This window comes from Stenotrophomonas maltophilia group sp. RNC7 (assembly GCF_030910085.1).
GTDB classification, from domain to species: Bacteria; Pseudomonadota; Gammaproteobacteria; order Xanthomonadales; family Xanthomonadaceae; genus Stenotrophomonas; species Stenotrophomonas sepilia.
The window spans coordinates 20,373-38,207 of sequence record NZ_JAVFVN010000626.1; the positions used below are offsets into that span (position 1 = coordinate 20,373).

15 protein-coding genes are annotated in these 17,835 nt (G+C 64.0%); 12 read left to right on the forward strand and 3 right to left on the reverse strand.

Translation table 11 applies throughout. The features are described from left to right. Positions 1–28 precede the first annotated feature (28 nt). Genes RCF13_RS12080 through RCF13_RS12110 form a run of 7 tightly spaced genes read left to right on the forward strand, consistent with a single transcriptional unit; the run spans position 29 to position 8,734 of the window. Positions 29–1,987, forward strand: coding sequence for a cytochrome c/FTR1 family iron permease (locus RCF13_RS12080; RefSeq protein ID WP_043033508.1), 1,959 nt, complete (start codon positions 29–31; stop codon positions 1,985–1,987). Positions 1,988–2,011: 24 nt separating this feature from the next. Next, positions 2,012–2,629, forward strand: a complete 618-nt coding sequence (locus tag RCF13_RS12085; protein ID WP_005413376.1) for a cation transporter — start codon at positions 2,012–2,014, stop codon at positions 2,627–2,629. Next, positions 2,626–2,982 carry a hypothetical protein gene (locus tag RCF13_RS12090; protein WP_012480228.1) on the forward strand — a complete coding sequence of 119 codons (357 nt, stop codon included), beginning with the start codon at positions 2,626–2,628 and terminating at the stop codon, positions 2,980–2,982. The genes RCF13_RS12085 and RCF13_RS12090 overlap by 4 nt, the downstream gene beginning before the upstream one ends. 55 nt (positions 2,983–3,037) lie before the next feature. Then, a complete protein-coding gene (locus tag RCF13_RS12095; RefSeq protein ID WP_043033510.1) occupies positions 3,038–4,315 on the forward strand; it encodes a TolC family protein in 1,278 nt (425 codons plus the stop codon). Beyond that, the gene (locus RCF13_RS12100) at positions 4,312–5,262 is read left to right on the forward strand and encodes an efflux RND transporter periplasmic adaptor subunit (RefSeq protein WP_134967680.1); all 951 of its coding nucleotides are present in this window, start codon (positions 4,312–4,314) and stop codon (positions 5,260–5,262) included. Before RCF13_RS12095 ends, RCF13_RS12100 begins: the two co-directional genes overlap by 4 nt. Positions 5,263–5,270: 8 nt before the next feature. After that, positions 5,271–8,462: a CusA/CzcA family heavy metal efflux RND transporter gene (locus tag RCF13_RS12105; RefSeq protein ID WP_049402758.1), complete on the forward strand. Its 3,192-nt coding sequence runs from the start codon at positions 5,271–5,273 to the stop codon at positions 8,460–8,462. Further along, the gene (locus tag RCF13_RS12110) at positions 8,459–8,734 is read left to right on the forward strand and encodes a hypothetical protein (RefSeq protein WP_019184735.1); all 276 of its coding nucleotides are present in this window, start codon (positions 8,459–8,461) and stop codon (positions 8,732–8,734) included. The genes RCF13_RS12105 and RCF13_RS12110 overlap by 4 nt, the downstream gene beginning before the upstream one ends. Before the next feature lie 15 nt (positions 8,735–8,749). On the opposite strand, the gene RCF13_RS12115 is transcribed toward RCF13_RS12110, so the two are convergent. Then, on the reverse strand, positions 8,750–9,847 hold the full coding sequence (locus tag RCF13_RS12115; protein WP_043033512.1) for a UvrD-helicase domain-containing protein: 1,098 nt from the start codon (positions 9,845–9,847) through the stop codon (positions 8,750–8,752). Further along, on the reverse strand, positions 9,825–11,405 hold the full coding sequence (locus tag RCF13_RS12120) for an AAA family ATPase (RefSeq protein WP_026070029.1): 1,581 nt from the start codon (positions 11,403–11,405) through the stop codon (positions 9,825–9,827). The genes RCF13_RS12115 and RCF13_RS12120 overlap by 23 nt, the downstream gene beginning before the upstream one ends. Positions 11,406–11,679: 274 nt before the next feature. Here RCF13_RS12120 and RCF13_RS12125 point away from each other — a divergent pair, with 274 nt between their 5' ends. Continuing rightward, positions 11,680–12,732, forward strand: coding sequence for a DNA-binding protein (locus RCF13_RS12125; protein WP_021201903.1), 1,053 nt, complete (start codon positions 11,680–11,682; stop codon positions 12,730–12,732). 20 nt (positions 12,733–12,752) lie between these two features. Here RCF13_RS12125 and RCF13_RS12130 read toward each other — a convergent pair whose 3' ends face one another. Next, a complete protein-coding gene (locus tag RCF13_RS12130; RefSeq protein WP_238379596.1) occupies positions 12,753–13,367 on the reverse strand; it encodes a hypothetical protein in 615 nt (204 codons plus the stop codon). Positions 13,368–13,633: 266 nt separating this feature from the next. On the opposite strand from RCF13_RS12130, the gene RCF13_RS12135 reads away from it, so the two are divergent. From RCF13_RS12135 to RCF13_RS12150, 4 genes are all read left to right on the forward strand, one after another. Then, the gene (locus RCF13_RS12135; protein ID WP_043033515.1) at positions 13,634–13,984 is read left to right on the forward strand and encodes a helix-turn-helix transcriptional regulator; all 351 of its coding nucleotides are present in this window, start codon (positions 13,634–13,636) and stop codon (positions 13,982–13,984) included. A 174-nt stretch (positions 13,985–14,158) separates the two neighbouring features. Next, positions 14,159–14,578: a transcriptional regulator CopL gene (gene copL, locus RCF13_RS12140; RefSeq protein ID WP_012480218.1), complete on the forward strand. Its 420-nt coding sequence runs from the start codon at positions 14,159–14,161 to the stop codon at positions 14,576–14,578. A 113-nt stretch (positions 14,579–14,691) separates the two neighbouring features. Continuing rightward, positions 14,692–16,560, forward strand: coding sequence for a copper resistance system multicopper oxidase (locus tag RCF13_RS12145; protein ID WP_012480217.1), 1,869 nt, complete (start codon positions 14,692–14,694; stop codon positions 16,558–16,560). After that, a complete protein-coding gene (locus RCF13_RS12150; RefSeq protein ID WP_005413421.1) occupies positions 16,557–17,825 on the forward strand; it encodes a copper-binding protein CopB in 1,269 nt (422 codons plus the stop codon). Before RCF13_RS12145 ends, RCF13_RS12150 begins: the two co-directional genes overlap by 4 nt. Positions 17,826–17,835: the final 10 nt, after the last annotated feature.

Consider the following 17,835-nt stretch of genomic DNA (forward strand, 5'->3'; position numbering starts at 1 on the left):
TCCGGCCGCGGCGCTGCATGTGACGACCATGCCACTGCCCATCGCCTTGATTCGCTACTGCCTGATTGCCTTGCTGATCGGCTGGGTTCTGCCCGCTTCTGCTCAGGCGGAGCCTGCCGCAGCAGACCTGCGCCAAACCTGGCAGATGCTCGATTACATCGCGGTCGACTACCCCGGCGCGGTCCAGGCCGGTCGCGTAATTGCCCCCAACGAATACGCCGAAATGAGCGAGTTTGCCGGCGCCGTGCGCAGTCAGCTGGCAGCATTGCCCAGTGGCCAGAACCAGCAGGAGCTGACGGCCCAGGCCGACCGCCTGGTCCAGGCGGTGGCAGAGAAGGCCGACCCGGCGCAAGTGGCAACGTTGGCGCGCGGGCTCGGCACGACGCTGTTGGCCCGCTACCCGATCGGCGCTGTTCCGGCGAGCGCGCCGAAGACCTCCCAGGCCGCGTCCATCTACAGCCAGCAGTGCGCGGCCTGTCACGGCCCCACAGGTCACGGTGATGGCCCCGCCGCGCAAGCGTTAAGTCCGCCGCCGATCGCGTTCACCGATGCCACTCGCGCCGCGCAGCGAACGCCGCTGTCGTTGTACGAGGTCATTTCCCAGGGTGTGCCGGGTACCGGCATGGTCAGCTTCTCTGGGCTGTCAGAAAGTGATCGCTGGGCGTTGGCATTCTATGTGGGCAGCTTGGGGTACTCCTCGCAAGCCAAGGCTCAAGGTGAGGCGTTATGGCGCACCAGTGCCGAGGCCCATACGCACATTCCCTCGCTCGAAGCGCTGACACGCACGCGAGAGGCCGATCTTGCCACCACGATGCCCGCCGATCAGGCAAACGCGATCATCGCCTACCTGCGTTCGCAGCCACAGGTAGTAAACGAAGCGGTACCAGGAGCCGATCGCTTTGCGGTGGCGCGGCAGCGACTGGCCGCCAGCCAGCGCGCTTACGCTGATGAGGACCTGGCTCAAGCCAAAAAGCTTGCGCTCTCGTCCTATCTGGATGGTGTAGAGCCGCTTGAACCCACGCTGGCCACGCGCAATCCGTCATTGCTGCGAGAGATCGAGACGGCCATGGCTGGCTACCGCGCGCAGCTGGATCAGCATGCGCCCGCGGCTGACGTTGCCGGGCAGGCAGCGCAAATTGCCCAGCTGTTTGATCGCGCGGACGTGGCGCTGCAGGACACCCGAATAGGCGCCAGCACCGCGTTTCTAGGCAGCTTTACCATCTTGGTACGCGAAGGACTGGAAGCGCTGCTGATCGTGATTGGTATCGTGGCGTTCTTGCGTAAAGCCGAGCGGTCTGATGTGTTGCCGTATGTGCATGCGGGTTGGATCTGCGCGTTGTTGGCAGGCGCAGCTACCTGGGCGGTGGCCACTTACTTTGTTGATATCAGCGGTGCGAACCGGGAAGTCACTGAGGGCGTCTCGGCCTTGTTCGCTGCCGCTGTCCTGCTCAGCGTAGGCATCTGGATGCACCAAAAGAGCCTTGCAGGGCGGTGGCAGGAGTACCTGCACGCCAAGCTGACGACTGCGCTGACACGGCGCTCGGCTGTTTTCCTGTTCATGCTGGCCTTTGTCGCGGTGTACCGCGAGGTGTTTGAGACGATCTTGTTCTACATCGCGATGTGGAGCGATCAGGCGTCCACCGCCATCCTCGCAGGCCTGGCGGCGGGAATCGCGGTGTTGGCTGCGGTGGCGTACTGGATGCTGCGCATGAGCAGGCGGCTGCCGATTGGCCGGTTCTTTTCGATCAGCTCGATTCTCATCGCGGTGATGGCGGTCATCCTGATCGGTAAAGGCGTGGCCGCGTTGCAGGAAGCGGGCTGGATCTCTCAAACACCGCTCGCGTTGCCGCGCATCGAGTGGATCGGCCTGTATCCCACCTGGCAGTCGCTGCTGGCGCAGGTATTGGTAGGCACCGCCGCCATCGTGGGGTTCCTCGCCAATGCCCGTTCCGGTGTGCGTAGACAGCCAGGCGCAAACAAGCAATGAAACAACACAGCAGAGGACCAAGACATGAGTGATTGCGGGTGCCACCACGAAGCCAAGAACAAGGAGGAGCGACGCATCCTCTGGATCGCCTTGGTCCTGAATGCAGCGATGGCCGTGATCGGCGGCATTGCCGGCTGGATTGCCCATTCCACCGGGCTGCTGGCTGACGCGCTGGACATGCTGTCTGACGCCACCGCCTATGCCATTGGCCTGGTCGCTATCGGGCGCACGGCGCGCTTCAAGGCCAACGCCGCGTGGGTCAGTGGCAGTGTGCTGCTGGTGCTGGGCGTAGGCGTGCTGGTCGAAGTCGGCCGCCGGGTGATGTACGGCGCCGAGCCGGTCAGCGGTTGGATGATCGGTACCGCTCTGGTCTCGCTGGCCGTGAACCTGAAGGTGCTCCGTATGCTCGCCCCCTTGAAGTCTGGCGAAGTGCATCTGCGAGCGACCTGGCTGTTTACCCGCGCCGATGTGGTGGCCAACGTTGGGGTGATTCTGGCCGGCCTGTTGGTGTGGTGGCTGGCCAGCCCCTACCCGGATTTCGTGATCGGCGCCCTGATCGGCCTGTATGTGATCAAGGAGGCTTTCGAGATCTTGGGTGATGCTCGCCGGGCGCGTGCCGACGCGCGCAAAACGCCTGCATGACAGCGCTTGGCCGGCTGAGCTGTGGCCTGCGCTGGCTGCTGCTGGCGCACTTGGCCGTGGGCCTTGTGACGCAGCCGGTGCTGGCAGTGGTTGGCGAGCTCCATGCTCAAACCCATCTGGCCGCGGCCGACCATGACCCGGCAGTGGCATCACCAGCTTCCGAGCGTGGCGTAGACGCCGCGCTGCACCGGCTACAGCAGCTGGTGCTGTGCTGTAGCCAGGCCGCGCCGGCTCCAGAAATAGTGTTGGCCATTGCTCATATCGGCCGGCATTGGCCGTCGGCGACAGCCCATGCGGACAGATATCGGCATGAGCACCTGCTCGCGCCGTTCCGGCCGCCGATCGCAGGGTGATGCGCGCCGGCGTGCGCCGGATCCCTGTTGGCTATCGAAAATTCTGGAGTACTTCATGCATGTGCGATTGGCGGCCCTGGCCGCGTGGCTACTGTTGAGCGCGGCGGCAACGCCGGCGACAGCAGAAGAGCTGATGACCTTGGACGACGCGTTTGCACGCGTGGCCCAAACCCACCCCGAGCTGCGCCTGGTCGATGCGCGAGCCACGGTGCTCGCTGCCGAGCGCGACCAGGCCGTGCAGCGGCCACCGTGGACGTTGGGGGCGGAGGTTGAAAATGCGCTGGGCACGGGCGCGGCCCGTGGCCTGGACAGCGCGGAGTTGACCTTGAGCCTGAGCTCGGTCCTGGAGCGCGGCGGCAAGCTCGACGCCCGCCGCACCTTGGCCCAAAGCCGGATTGATGCACTGGCCGTGCAGCGCGAGACCAGGCGGCTGGACCTGCTCGCCGAGACGGCGCAGCGCTATTTGGCCGTTGTCGGTGCCGACCGGCAACGCAGCCTGACGAACATGGATGTCGGCCAGCGCCAGCGGACCGTCGCCGCTGCCCGGCAGCGCCTGCAGGCTGGCGCGTCTCCCGAATCGGTGATGCTCACCGCACAAGCAGCACTGGCGAGAGCAGAGTTGACCCGTGATCGGGCCGAGCAGCAGCGCATTGCCGCCCGGCAGCACCTTGCTGCCCTCTGGGGCGAACGTGCTCCGAGCTTCGAGGTGGCCGCGGCGGATCCCATGACCCTGCCGGCGATCGCGTCCATGCAGTCGCTGGCCGAGGAATTGGAGCGCACTCCCGAGTTGGCGCAGTTTGCCGATGCCCGCCGGATCGCGCAGGCACGACTGCAGCTGGCGCGTTCGGCGGCCTCGCCGGACTTGTCGTGGCAGCTGGGCGTGCGCCGCCTGCAGGAGACTGACGACACCGCGCTGGTGGCCAGCCTGTCCATGCCACTGGGCAGCCGCAGCCGCGCGCAGCCGGAGATCCGCGCCGGCGAAGCCGAGCTGGAGGTTCTGACGATCGAGCGCGAGGCCAAGGGCCTGTCGCTGTATTCCACGCTGGTCGAAGCCCATGGTCGCTACACCGTGGCGCAGGCCGAGGTGGCACGGCTGCAAGGCGAGGTGCTGCCGAAGTTGGCCCGGGCTGAGAAGGCCGCCGAGCGCGCCTATCGCGCCGGCGCGATCAGCTACCTGGAATGGGCACAGCTGCAGTCCGAACGCACGGCCATGGCCCAGCAGCAGCTGGACGTGGCGCTCGATGCGCAGCGCGCCCTGATCGAAATTCAACGCCTGACCGGCCAAGCGCTTGTCGCGCCGCCGGCGGCTGCTTCCACCGGAGAGACCCCATGAATCGCTTTTCTTGGACCGCACTGGGCATGGCCCTGATGATGCTGGCCGCCTGCAACGCGTCGGCCCCCAACGAAGCGTCCGAAGGCGGCGCCGCCGCTGAGGGCGAAGAGCACGGCGAGCACGAGGAAGCGCCGCTGGAAACCAAGATTGCCGCCAAAGCTGCGCAGGCAGCGGGTATCCAGGTCGCACCGGCAGGCCCCGGTGAGATTGCTGACGAGCATGAGGTGCAAGGGCTGTTGACCCCGATTGACGGTCGCATCGCGCAGGTCACGGCACGCTTCCCCGGACCGGTCCGCTCCGTGCGTGCGGGCGTGGGTGATCAGGTACGGGCCGGCCAGGCACTGGCCACGGTAGAGAGCAACCTGAGCCTGACCACCTATACCGTCACCGCGCCGATCAGTGGCGTGGTCATGGCGCGCGCGGCCGCCGTAGGCATGGCCGCCGCTGAGGGCGCGCCGCTGTTTGAGGTCGCCGACCTGTCCACGCTGTGGGTGGACCTGCACATCTTCGGCGCCGACGCCCAGCACATCGGTGCTGGCGTGCCGGTGACGGTTACCCGCTTGAGCGATGGCGTCACCGCACAGACCACCTTGGAGCGCGTCCTGCCCGGCACCGCCACCGCCAGCCAAAGCACCATTGCGCGCGGCACGGTGGCCAACACCGATGGCCTGTGGCGGCCGGGGTCGGCGGTCAAGGCGCGGGTCACCGTGGATCGCCAATCGGCAGCGTTGGTGGTGCCGATCACGGCGCTGCAGACCGCAGAAGACCAGGACGTGGTCTACGTGCAGCAGGGCGAAACCTACCACACCCGGCCGGTGAAGCTGGGGCGCCGCGACGCCGAACGCGCCGAAGTGCTGGAAGGCCTCAAGGCCGGTGAACAGGTGGTGGTGGCCCAAAGCTTCCTGATCAAGGCCGACATCGAAAAGTCCACCGTGGAAGAAGAATGAGGCCCGCCATGCTCGAACGCCTCATTGGGCTGTCCATCCGCCATCGCTGGCTGACGCTAGTGCTCACCGCTGCGCTGGTTGCGCTGGGCGTGTGGAGCTACCGTCACCTTTCCATTGACGCCACACCCGACATCACCAACGTCCAGGTCCAGATCAACACCCAGGCCCCGGGTTACTCGCCGCTGGAGGCCGAACAACGGGTCACCTTTGCCATCGAAACGGCCATGGCCGGTCTGCCCAAGCTGGACTACAGCCGCTCGCTGTCGCGCTACGGGCTTTCGCAGGTCACCGTCGTCTTCAAGGACGGCACCGACCTGTACTTTGCCCGCCAGCAGGTCGCCGAGCGCCTGCAGCAGATCGCCTCCCAGCTTCCCGAAGGGTTGGACCCGGAAATGGGGCCGATCTCCACCGGGTTGGGCGAGATCTTCATGTACACCGTGGAGGCCGAGCCCAACGCTCGCAAGCCCGACGGCACCCCGTACACGGCCACGGACCTGCGCACCCTGCAGGACTGGGTGATCCGGCCGCAGCTGCGCACCACGCCCGGCGTCACCGAGGTCAACACCATCGGCGGCTTCGAGCGGCAGATCCACATCACTCCCGATCCAGCTCAGTTGGTGGCGCTGGGCTTCACGTTGAACGACGTGGTCGCCGCGGTCATGCGCAACAACCAGAACATCGGCGCCGGCTACATCGAGCGCAACGGACAGCAGTTCCTGGTGCGCGTGCCGGGCCAGCTAGCCAATCTGGAGGCAATCGGCAACATCGTGCTGGACCGGCGCGATGGCGTGCCCATTCGGGTGCGCGACGTCGCTAGCGTGGGCGAAGGCAAGGAGCTGCGCACGGGCGCGGCCACCCAGAATGGCCACGAGGTCGTGGTCGGTACCGCCTTCATGTTGTTCGGCGCCAACAGCCGGGAAGTCTCCCAGGCGGCCGCGGCCAAGCTGGATGCCGCCAACGCCAGCCTGCCTGCCGGCGTCCATGCCAAGGCCGTCTATGACCGCACCGCGCTGGTGGATCGCACCATCGGCACGGTGTCCAAGAACCTGATCGAGGGCGCGCTGCTGGTGGTGGTGGTGCTGTTCCTGCTGCTGGGCAATGTGCGCGCCTCGTTGATCACCGCGGCGGTGATCCCGTTGGCGATGCTGTTCACCATCATCGGCATGGTGCGTGGCGGCGTGTCGGGCAACCTGATGAGCCTGGGCGCGCTGGACTTCGGCCTGATCGTGGACGGGGCGGTGATCATCATCGAGAACTGTCTGCGCCGGTTCGGCGAGGCGCAGCACGCGCTAGGCCGCCAGCTCAACGATGAAGAGCGCTATGACCTGACCGCCTCGGCCACCGCCGAGGTGATCCGTCCCAGCCTGTTTGGCCTGGGCATCATCGCCGCGGTCTACCTGCCGATCTTCTCGCTGTCCGGGGTAGAAGGAAAAATGTTCCACCCGATGGCGATCACGGTGGTGCTGGCCCTGACCGGCGCCATGGTGTTGTCGCTGACCTTCGTGCCGGCGGCGATCGCCAGCTTCCTGCGCGGCCGTGTGGCTGAGCACGACAACCGCCTGATGCGCTGGTCGCGTGCCCGTTATACGCCGCTGCTGGATTGGGCCCTGCGTCGGCGCGTGGTGGTGCTGGCCGGCGCGGCCGTGCTGGTGGTGGGCTGTGGCGTGCTGGCCACCCGCTTGGGTTCGGAGTTCGTGCCGAGCCTGGATGAGGGCGACATCACCTTGCAGCCCATGCGTATTCCCGGCACCAGCTTGGAGCAGTCGGTGGCCATGCAGGAAACGCTGGAGAAGCGCCTGGCCCAGTTCCCGGAGGTGGCCAACATCTTCTCAAAGATCGGCACCGCCGAGGTGGCCACCGATCCTATGCCGCCGTCGATGGCCGACACCTTCCTGATGCTCAAGCCCCGCGACCAGTGGCCCGACCCGCGCAAGCCCAAGGCCGAGCTGGTGGAAGAGCTGGAGGCGGCGGCCAAGGAAATCCCGGGCAGCAACTACGAGTTCACCCAGCCCATCCAGATGCGCACCAACGAGTTGATCTCCGGCGTCCGTTCGGACGTGGCGGTCAAGGTCTACGGCGACAACCTTGACCAGTTGACGCGCCTGGCCAGCCGGGTCGAGCGGGTCATGCGTAGCGTCCCCGGCGCCGAAGACGTCAAGGCCGAGCAGGTCTCCGGCCTGCCGCTGCTGACCATCACGCCAGATCCGGCGGCATTGGCACGGTATGGCCTGAACCCGGGCGATGTGCAGGAAACGGTGGCCACCGCCATTGGGGGCAGTGTTGCCGGCCAGTTGATCGAGGGCGACCGCCGCTTCGACCTGGTCGTGCGCCTGCCCGAAGCGCAGCGCCAAGACCCCGCTGTGCTGGCAGATCTGCCCATTCCGCTGCCGGCAAGCACCAGTGTCGATGAGTCCAGCCGTCTGGCCGCCGGCGCCAATGGGGGGCCTCGCACGGTGCCGCTGCGGGAAGTGGCGAAGATCCAGGTAGAGCGCGGGCCCAATCAGATCAACCGCGAGAACGGCAAGCGCCGCGTGGTGATCACCGCCAACGTGCGCGAGCGCGATCTGGGCGGGTTCGTCGGCGAGTTGCGCACACGCATCGGCCAGGATGTCGCGCTTCCAGAGGGCTACTGGATCGATTACGGCGGCACCTTCGAGCAGCTGATCTCGGCCACCCAACGCCTGGGCGTGGTCGTTCCGGTGACACTGGCGTTGATCTTCGCTCTGCTATTCATGGCCTTCGGCTCGGCCAAGGATGCGGCCATTGTGTTCAGTGGCGTGCCGCTGGCGCTGACCGGCGGTGTGCTGGCACTGGCTCTGCGCGGGATTCCGTTGTCGATCTCTGCCGGCGTGGGCTTCATCGCGCTGTCGGGCGTGGCCGTACTCAACGGGCTGGTCATGATCGCCTTCATCCGCCGTCTGCGCGAACAGGGCGATCCGCTAGACGACGCTGTGCGCGACGGCGCCCTTGGACGCCTGCGACCGGTGTTGATGACCGCCCTGGTAGCCTCGCTGGGCTTCCTACCCATGGCCTTGAATGTCGGTGCTGGCTCGGAAGTGCAGCGGCCGCTGGCCACTGTCGTCATCGGCGGCATCGTCTCATCCACCGCATTGACCTTGTTGGTGCTGCCGGTGCTCTATCGTTGGCTGCATCGCGACCGAGCTCCCCGCGCCGGTAGCACTGCTTTGGAGTCCCCATGAACGAGCTCAACCTGGAACAGGTCCGTGCGGCGATGTTTACCGACCCGGGCGTGAAAGCGGTGGACGACCTGCGCCTGGTCGCCGGTGAGCATGGCCGTGCGATCGCGGCCACCATCACGGTCGCGGCGCCCTCGGTCGACCTGGACCTGGTGCATGCTGTGATTGCCCAGGTCCTGGCCGATCAATTCGGCATCGATCAGATCATGCTGTGTTTCAACGACCCGGGCCCGGTACCGCCGCCGCCCACCGCGGCGCCGTTAAAGAAGATGTGATCGCAGCCCCTGGCTCTATGCGTCTGCGCTGGCAGGCGCATAGAGCTGATGACCCGGCAACGCGCACGCGCCGGCATACACAAAGGCCACGCTTTGCCGCGCCCGGGTGAAGGCCACGTAGTATTTCGGCGGCGCGGTGATACGCGCTGCATCGGCCGTGCGCAGGTACTGCGTCAACGGCCCGTTCGGAAAGATGAGGACCCGACTGTAGGTGCGGCCCTTGCACTGCCCAAAGTTCACCGCCGGCAGTCCGTCGCACGCCTGCCGCCGGTCATGCCGGAGCACGGTGGGGGCGAACTCCTGCATGTACGCGGCCACATCCCCTGGAGCGACGAGGTAGATGCCATCGTGTCCGGTGACCTCGCCATTGCCTGATTGGGTCCGCGGCATCTGCGGATAGAGCGTGTCAGCCATATCGCACAGGGCCTGGACGCAGCGCAGACTGGTGAGGCGGTGATCCAGCCGGCATAAGCCGTCGGCCTCCCAAATCTGAAACAGCGCTGCCAGATTCGGACCACGGTATTGGCTGTACCTTTGCGCATAGTTGGTCGCATACGTGGCTTGGCGCGTATCGCCTACCAACGTGATGGCAATCTCGCTCTTCAACAGCCGTTCGACCAGATCCAGATCAAAGCCGGCCAGATCCTGGACTTCGTCGATGTAGAGCTCGTCGTACATCGCCGCCAATCGCGCCACGACCTGGCCTTGGGTCAGCTCATCGCAGCGCACAGCGAAATCGGCCGCTCGGTCCGAATACATCCGGTTGCCCGCCAGGTAGTGGCGCGCCACCTGGGTGCGTGGGGCGCGGTTGTTGGTGACACCTTCTACGAACAGGATGGTCTCGATGCGAGGCTCAGGGCAAAGCGCAGCCTGGTACGGGCGAATGCACTGGCGCAGCAGAAAGCCATACCAGCTGTGCAAGGTGACATGCGCGGGGACCGCGCCTGCGTGGGCCTCAAACGAGCGCCGGATCTCTTCCAGGTTTTCCAGCGTGTAGGTGACAATCGCGATGCGGCGCTCAGGTCGCTCCAAGGCCTGCCGGACCAGCAACGTGGTCTTGCCCGAGCCGGCTGCCGAGAGCAGGACCCGGTTAGGTGATGGCACGCTGGACATAGTCCGGGAACCTGATCGAGTGCGGGCTATTGAAAATCGCCAAGGCCGTATCGGTCTTATGGCCCTTCATGTACTTGAGCAGCGCCACCTCATCGGCAAAGGCCTTGCCCAGCACGGTATTGAGTTCGGCCAGCGAGTTGGCTTTGATCAGCTGCTCTTCCAGCGAAGGGGCGCTCTCGTCGGAATCGTAATAGATCGCGTTGATGTGCTCGGCATAGCGCTCTTGCACAACTGCGATATCACCGTCGTTGTCGGTGATCACCTTGGCCTGAATCCTCAGTCGATCGGCAATCTGCAAGAAGCGTTTGAATGCCAACGACTTGACCGAAATGATGTCTACGCCGTGAGCCATCGGCGCCACGCCGTGATGGTCACTGTAGGCACGCTGCACGATCAGTTCGTCGGAAGGGCCTTCCACCAGGATCGCCTGCTTGGCCAGGATCAACCGCAGCGTGTCGTGGCCCGGCAGCTTCATGAAATAGTCGTGGGTATCGCTGGGCAGCTGGTCCAGCTTCATCTGGCCTTGCGCGCTGAACAGGATCACGTTGTCCACGCCCAGCTTGTTCAACACGAAGCTGCTGTGGGTGGCGATGATCACCTGCTGGGCGGTGGAGAGGGCCGCAATCTTGTCGATCAGCTGGGTCATGCTGGAATAGGACAGATGGTTCTCCGGCTCCTCGATCAGCAGCACGTGAGCCGCGCCGGCCGCGTGCATCGCCAGCTTCATCTTCACCGCGCTTTGCTCGCCCTTGCCGGCCTGGGTGAACGGGAGCTCATCCAGGTAGGGTGACAGGCTGGTTTCCCACGTTGAGCGCGGCGATGTGTCCACGCCTACCGTCAATGCCCTGTGGCTGATGTCCCCGGTGTGCTCGGTCAAGTAGGCATTGATCGCTGCCACATCCGCTTCTTCGGAAAAGCTCTGCCGCATGCGGCGGAAGCTCAGCGACAGCGAGACGCGCTGCGCAGGCGTCAGTGCCTGCTCGATGATGCCGGCGATATAGCGATCGGCACCGGACAAGGTCTTGATGCCGTGCGTGTCGATGATGGTCGAGTCGAACGGAATACTACGGGCGGTGACGCCATTGTTGGCGAAGGAGTACCAGCGCACCGTGTAGTACTCCACCGGCAGGCTGACCGCGCCCTGGTGCTGCTGCAGGTAGGCGTTGAACTCCTCGCGGTAGTCGTCGTTGAGCTCGACCAGCAGCCGGATGCCGGCGGTATCCAGACGCAGGGAGTTGTTGGTGCCGCGTAACGACGCCAGCGCGGCGTCGGCGCCCAGATAGGCTTCGATGGAGATCCGTGGCGGCGAGGCCGGCGTGCCCGTGGCAAGCGCTCCCAAGTACTCCTGCACCGTGGGCTGGTGGAACAGGTAGGGCGTGAGCTCGTAGGCAAGATTGCGCCCATGCAGCTGGCCGGTGACCACCGCGTGGATGGCCTCCAGCAGGGTGGATTTACCGACCTCGTTGTCGCCCACCACCAGGTTCATGTGGGCATTGAGGGGCAGGTCCAGATGGCGAAACGACTTGAAGTTGTCGATGACGATACGTTCGATCGGCATGCACAGTCCTATGATGGCCAACGGGCTCGGTGGCGGAGCCTGCCTGCACCCTGGCTGGCCTCCTTTCCGCTCTGGGCCATACTACCCAGCGATCGCCGGCCCTGGGCGGTTTCGTACTGCTTGGGACGCCGGGAAGGGTCAGAATCCGCCTTACGCGGGATAATTCAATATTATCCCGTATAACTATTTTCGCCGACGAGCGGTCGTCTACCTGCTTTAATAGTATGTAATTACATGGTATGTAATACATTACGAAATAAAGTGAGGTGGCACGATGGCGCGCGCAGGACTCTATAAGAGTGACGTCCAGAAGGCGCGCGACGCGCTGCTGGCCCAACGCAAGAAGCCGTCAGTCGACGCGGTGCGAGTGGCCTTGGGCAACACGGGCTCCAAGACCACGATCCACCGCTACTTGCGTGAACTGGAAGGAGAGGAAGGCGGCGGTCCGGCGAGGACGGTAGCCGTTAGTGATGCTTTGCAGGACTTGGTTGCGCGCTTGGCCTCGCGGCTCCAGGAGGAAGCAGAGGCCATCCTCACCCAGGAGCGTGAGCGCCATCAGGCTGAGCTCCACAGTCGGCAACAGGCGCTTTCCGGTGCCCAAGAGGAGGCTGCCGCCTTGAGCAGTCGGCTGCAGCGCACCGAAGCAAGCCTGCACCAAGAGCAAGCTGCTCACGCCCTCCTTCAACAGAATCTAGGTGACAGGATCGCGGAAATCGCCCAGTTGAACGAGCGCATCGCTGGCATGACGGTGCGGCTGGCTGATCATGAGGCGCATACGCGTTCTCTGGAGGACAAGCATGCCCATGCCCGGGAAGCGCTTGAGCACTACCGCACTTCAACCAAAGAGCAGCGTGAGCAAGAGCTTCGCCGTCACGAGCATCAGGTCCAAGAGCTGCAAGTAGCCTTACGTCAGGCCAATGAAGCCTTGGGCGCGAAGAATCAGGAGCTGTTGGTGCTGAACCGCGACAATGGTCAATGGCTGGAGCGCCACGGGCGGATTGAGCGTGAGCTTGCCCAGCTACGACAGGCCCACGAAGGCCAACACAGCGAGGTCGTGGCGTTGCGCCAGACCGCGACGGACTATTTGGCACTGCAGGAGCGCTGGAAGACTGACGCCAAGACCTTGGATACCATGCGCAACGAGCTAGCTCAAGTTCAAGACACCCTTGCGCGGGAGCGTGAGCGCCGCGAGAGCGCTGAAGCCGATGCGTTGCGTGCCAATGCACGTCTTGAAGCGCTAGAGCCTCTACTGAATCAACTGACGCCAGCACAAAATGCGGTGAAGAAAACTCGGCGCGGCCATGCGCAAGATGGGGGAGCCGACTGACGAGGCTGCTCGTTTGTCTGCTAGCGGCTGGGGTGGCGCTCACCTGTCCAGTACGCCCATTCCATAGGGACGACCCAATCTACAAACAGTTTGGCTACTGAGGACTCCGGTGCCAAATGATAGGGCTTGAACATGCCTTGCTCGGGCGAACTGGTCATCAGGTAGCGCAGGCGCTTCTGGACCTCCTGAAAGATGGCTTCCCGCACATGGGCGCTGTCGTGCACGCCAAGACGCATCGCCACCGAGGCACCTTGGCGTACCGCCGCCCAGCAGCAGTAACGCCACCGCGCGATCGGCAAGCCCCGCGGTCCGGATTGAAAGACGAACCCCACATCACGTGCCCAGCCTGGGTCGAAGTGATGTTTGAGCAATTGCTGCTCCAGAAACTGCTCGGTCTCCCAGAGTGCAAGTTCATCCCACAGCTCCAGTTTCGCGTCCGCCAAGTCTACATCGTGTGCCATATCGCCGAGTTGGTCTTCCAGCACCGGGAGCAGGTGCCTGCGCTCGTGGGTAGACCAGGCGAAAGCCCATTGCAGATCTTCGATGGGCGTGACCTCGGCATCGGGGCGGATCTGCCATCGATCCGCTGGCCAGGGAACTTGGATCAAGGCCAAGTCTCGCAGCGTGTCCAGCACCAGCAAGGTGGAGCGGCGTGTGGGCGCCACCGGTAGGCGTCGTAGCTGCGCGGCTAACAGTGCGGCTAGGAAAAGGGTGCCACGAAGGCCCAACTCCTCGATGCTGGCGACCCCAGATGGCGTCATTGACGAGGTTCCGGGCATGCGGTTTCCGGGGATGAGGGAGCGGCGTGGCTCCTGGGGGGGGGGCGGCGCTACCGGTGTCGCCGGTTGCCTCAAAGCTAAGAATATCTTAGTATGCAAGGCTGGGTACATCCGCCATCCTTATGGGGTCTCCATGGGGTGCGCGCGTGACTTTGTCCGTCGACTCAACACCGACCTTCGCTCGACGCCTCAAACAAGCCCGCCTGCACACGGGTTTGTCGCAGAAGGAGTTGGGCATCCGGGCCGGTCTGGATCCTCACGTGGCCAGCCCCCGAATCAACCAGTACGAGCGTGGCAAGCACGAGCCCATGCTGGAGATTGCTGAGCGGTTGGCCCAAGCGTTGGGGATCCCCGCCGCCTTCCTTTACACCGACGATGATCTGCTGGCCAAGTTGCTCCTGCGCTGGGGCTCGCTAAGCAAGCAGCAGAAGCGCGAGTTGGTGAAGCTGATCGAGGCCACGCCCGAGAAGTAAACCGAACAAGCGCTCGCCCTATGGGCAACTCTTCGCCTCAACCCGCCCTTTGGGCGCTTCTGGAGGGAGCTGCAGTGTCCGCGGCTAGTGCGACTGACAAGTCGCGACATCTCAGGCTTACTTGAGATTTTGTTCACGACCGATACACACGCGCCTTGTCTAAAGTGATATACCATGTCGCCCGTGTCAGCCTCCTCACTTCTACTGCGACTGTTCCTGATCGCCATGCTCGTGCTTAACGGCGCGTGGTCGGCGTTTGCGTCCGTCAGTATGAACCCGGTCATGGAAGAGCAGGCCAGCGAAGTGGCTGCCGCGGTGCAAGTCGACGAAGACTGCTTCGCCCATCACAGTGCTGAGCATCATCCCGATGCCACATCGATTGAAAAGGCTGGCACTGGGCATGGCGACCATGCCGGTCCCGACTGTTGCAAGTCTTCTGCGTGCCGGTGCGCCTGCGTACACGCTTGCGCGAGCGCACTTCCTGCGCGCCTGCATGTTTCGGTGCAACTGGCCTTGGGCCTGGATGTCATGCCGCTGCCCCTAGGGCATGCGGCACCTGCCTTGCCTCATCTGATCCGACCACCGATCGGCTAAGCGTCCCTAGGCGCCGCAATGGCGCCGTTGGTGTGGCTTGCATGCCTGTTTAGGCCAGCCGCCCGCTCTGTACCACCGCCCGCCGGTGGCAACACGACGCTTGGAGCATTTTCATGTCGCATGATGATTTTCGTGGTCCACGCGGTGGACCGCTGCTGCCTTCGCGGCGGCGATTTGTCCAAGGCTTGGCCTTGGGAGGCGCAGTCGCAGGATTAGGTTTCTGGCCCAAAGCCAGTTGGGCGCTCAAGGGGCCGGGACAACCCAACGTACTATCGGGCACTGAGTTTGACCTGACCATTGGCGAGACGCCGATGAACTTCACCGGCAAGACCCGCACCGCGATCACGGTCAACGGGTCCGTTCCGGCGCCGTTGCTGCGGTGGCGGGAAGGCACCACGGTCAACTTGCGCGTCTCTAATGCATTGCCCGCTAACTCCATCCATGGCGCGGACACCTCCATCCATTGGCACGGCATCATTTTGCCGGCCAACATGGACGGCGTGCCGGGTCTGAGCTTTGACGGTATCGGACGTGGTGAGACCTACCACTACCGGTTCACCCTGCATCAGGGCGGAACCTACTGGTACCACAGCCACTCAGGGTTCCAGGAACAAGCCGGGCTCTATGGCCCGATCGTCATCGACCCATTGGAGCCGGAGCCCTTCAGTTTCGATCGCGACTACGTCGTGATGCTGAGCGATTGGACAGACCTGGACCCGACGGCCCTGTTCGATCGTTTGAAGAAGATGCCGGGCCATGACAATTACTACAAGCGCACGGTCGGCGATTTTGCGCGCGATGTGAAGCGCAACGGCCTGTCGGCCACGTTGGAAGATCGCAAGATGTGGGGCGTGATGCGGATGACGCCCACGGACCTGTCCGACGTCAACGCCAACACCTACACCTACCTGATGAACGGCACGACCTCACTGGGCAACTGGACCGGTTTGTTCCGCAGTGGCGAGAAGGTGCGCCTGCGTTTCATCAATGGCTCTGCCATGACGTACTTCGATGTGCGTATTCCGGGGCTGAAGATGACCGTGGTGGCGGCAGATGGCTTGTATGTCCATCCGGTTTCCGTCGACGAGTTCCGCATCGCGGTAGCAGAAACCTTCGATGTGATCGTGGAGCCCTCCGGGCAGGACGCATTCACCATCTTTGCCCAAGACTCCGGTCGCACCGGCTACATCAGCGGCACGCTCGCTGTGCGCGAAGGATTACGCGCGCCCGTTCCGTCTGTGGATCCCCGGCCGCTGCTGACGATGGCAGACATGGGCATGGATCATGGGTCGATGGATATGTCTGGCGGCAGCAAGGGCATGGAAGGCGGCTGTGGTGCGGCCATGGGCATGCCTGGCATGACCCCACCTGTCAGCGGTAACGCGACCTCGGCCCATGCAGGCCATGCGATGCCCGCCGCCGGCGATGGTGCCATGGCAGGCATGCAGCACGGGGGCATGCAATCACACCCTGCTAGCGAGACCAACAATCCCCTGTTGGACAACCAAGCCATGAGCGTGAGTTCGCGCTTGGATGATCCGGGCAATGGCCTGCGCGATAACGGCCGTCATGTGCTGACGTATTCCATGCTCAAGAGCACCTTTGAAGACCCTGACGGACGCGACCCCGGTCGCGAGATCGAGCTGCATCTGACCGGACACATGGAGAAATTCTCCTGGGGCTTCAACGGTCAGAAGTTTTCCGATGTCGAGCCGCTGCGGCTGAACTACGGCGAGCGTATGCGCATCGTATTGGTTAACGACACGATGATGACCCATCCCATCCATTTGCACGGCATGTGGAGTGACGTGGAGGACGACAACGGCAACTTCATGGTGCGCAAGCACACGGTGGATATGCCGCCAGGTAGCCGACGCACGTATCGCGTGCGTGCCGATGCGTTGGGCAGCTGGGCGTTCCATTGCCACCTGCTTTATCACATGGAAGCCGGAATGATGCGCACGGTGAGGGTCGACGAATGAACATCAATAGACGCGATACCACCCTGACTGCGCTGACGGCTATCTCGCTGGCCCTGGCCAATGCGGCCAGCGCCCAATCTATGCAGCACGGCTCCATGCAGATGGAGCAGGGCGCGCAGACCCAGACTCAGGATCACTCTGCACATCAGGCACCGACATCAAAACCTGCGCCAGCCCAAAAGCCTGCAACACCGGCCAAGACGAGCGAAGCGACGATCGATCATGCGGCGATGGGCCACGCCGAGCCGCAGGCTAACGCAGCCGAGCCTGCCATGCAGGGCATGGACCATTCGCAGATGGGGCACGGCTCGCCCGCGAGCACACCTGCGGCGCCCACAGCGCAGGCGCAGTCGATGCAGGGCATGGATCACAGTCAGATGGCACAGCCCGCTGCAGCCGACACCTCCGGCACGGCCACGCCTGCGATGCAGGGGATGGACCATTCGCAGATGGGCCATGATTCGCCCGCGCCCGCTACACCAGAAGCGGGAATGCAATCGATGGAGGGCATGGACCACAGTCAGATGGGACACGGGCCTGCAGCGCCAACGCAGCCGCGCACCCCGATTCCCGCGGTGACGGACGCGGATCGCAAGGCGGCCATCGCGCCGGAACACGCGCATCCGGTGCATGACAACTCGATCAAGAGCTACGTGCTGCTCAATCGCCTGGAAACCTGGGATGCCGATCCGGGCACCGGGCTGGGCTGGGAGGGCCAGGGCTGGATCGGTACGGACCTCAATCGCGTCTGGCTCCGCAGTGAAGGCGAACGCACGGATGGTCAGACCGAGTCGGCTGATCTGGAAGTGCTTTACGGCCGCAGTATCTCCACGTGGTGGGATGTGGTGGCCGGTGTGCGTCATGACTTCAAGCCTGGGGCATCGCAGAACTTCGCCGCTATCGGTGTACAGGGCTTGGCGCCGATGAAGTTCGAAGTGTCCGCCACAGCCTATCTCGGCGAAGGGGGCCAGACTGCCGCCAATGTCGAGGCCGAGTACGAATTGCTGCTAACCAACCGGCTGATCTTGCAGCCGCTGGTGGAAGTCACCGCCTATGGCAAGAACGATCCATTGCGCGGGATAGGTTCGGGTCTGAGTGCCGCTGAGGCGGGGCTACGACTTCGCTATGAGTTCACCCGAAAGTTCGCTCCCTACATCGGCGTGGTGTACGAGCGCGCGTTTGGCAATACCGCAGACATGCGACGCGAGCATGGCGAGTCCTTTGAAGACACGCGCTTGGTCATCGGCCTTCGTACCTGGTTCTAAGGGGAACTGA

Coding starts and splice junctions, on each gene's coding strand:
- RCF13_RS12080 (WP_043033508.1), top strand. CDS start 29: ATGCCACTGCCCATCGCCTTGATTCGCTACTGCCTGATTGCCTTGCTG.
- RCF13_RS12085 (WP_005413376.1), top strand. CDS start 2,012: ATGAGTGATTGCGGGTGCCACCACGAAGCCAAGAACAAGGAGGAGCGA.
- RCF13_RS12090 (WP_012480228.1), top strand. CDS start 2,626: ATGACAGCGCTTGGCCGGCTGAGCTGTGGCCTGCGCTGGCTGCTGCTG.
- RCF13_RS12095 (WP_043033510.1), top strand. CDS start 3,038: ATGCATGTGCGATTGGCGGCCCTGGCCGCGTGGCTACTGTTGAGCGCG.
- RCF13_RS12100 (WP_134967680.1), top strand. CDS start 4,312: ATGAATCGCTTTTCTTGGACCGCACTGGGCATGGCCCTGATGATGCTG.
- RCF13_RS12105 (WP_049402758.1), top strand. CDS start 5,271: ATGCTCGAACGCCTCATTGGGCTGTCCATCCGCCATCGCTGGCTGACG.
- RCF13_RS12110 (WP_019184735.1), top strand. CDS start 8,459: ATGAACGAGCTCAACCTGGAACAGGTCCGTGCGGCGATGTTTACCGAC.
- RCF13_RS12115 (WP_043033512.1), bottom strand. CDS start 9,847: ATGTCCAGCGTGCCATCACCTAACCGGGTCCTGCTCTCGGCAGCCGGC.
- RCF13_RS12120 (WP_026070029.1), bottom strand. CDS start 11,405: ATGCCGATCGAACGTATCGTCATCGACAACTTCAAGTCGTTTCGCCAT.
- RCF13_RS12125 (WP_021201903.1), top strand. CDS start 11,680: ATGGCGCGCGCAGGACTCTATAAGAGTGACGTCCAGAAGGCGCGCGAC.
- RCF13_RS12135 (WP_043033515.1), top strand. CDS start 13,634: ATGGGGTCTCCATGGGGTGCGCGCGTGACTTTGTCCGTCGACTCAACA.
- copL (WP_012480218.1), top strand. CDS start 14,159: ATGTCGCCCGTGTCAGCCTCCTCACTTCTACTGCGACTGTTCCTGATC.
- RCF13_RS12145 (WP_012480217.1), top strand. CDS start 14,692: ATGTCGCATGATGATTTTCGTGGTCCACGCGGTGGACCGCTGCTGCCT.
- RCF13_RS12150 (WP_005413421.1), top strand. CDS start 16,557: ATGAACATCAATAGACGCGATACCACCCTGACTGCGCTGACGGCTATC.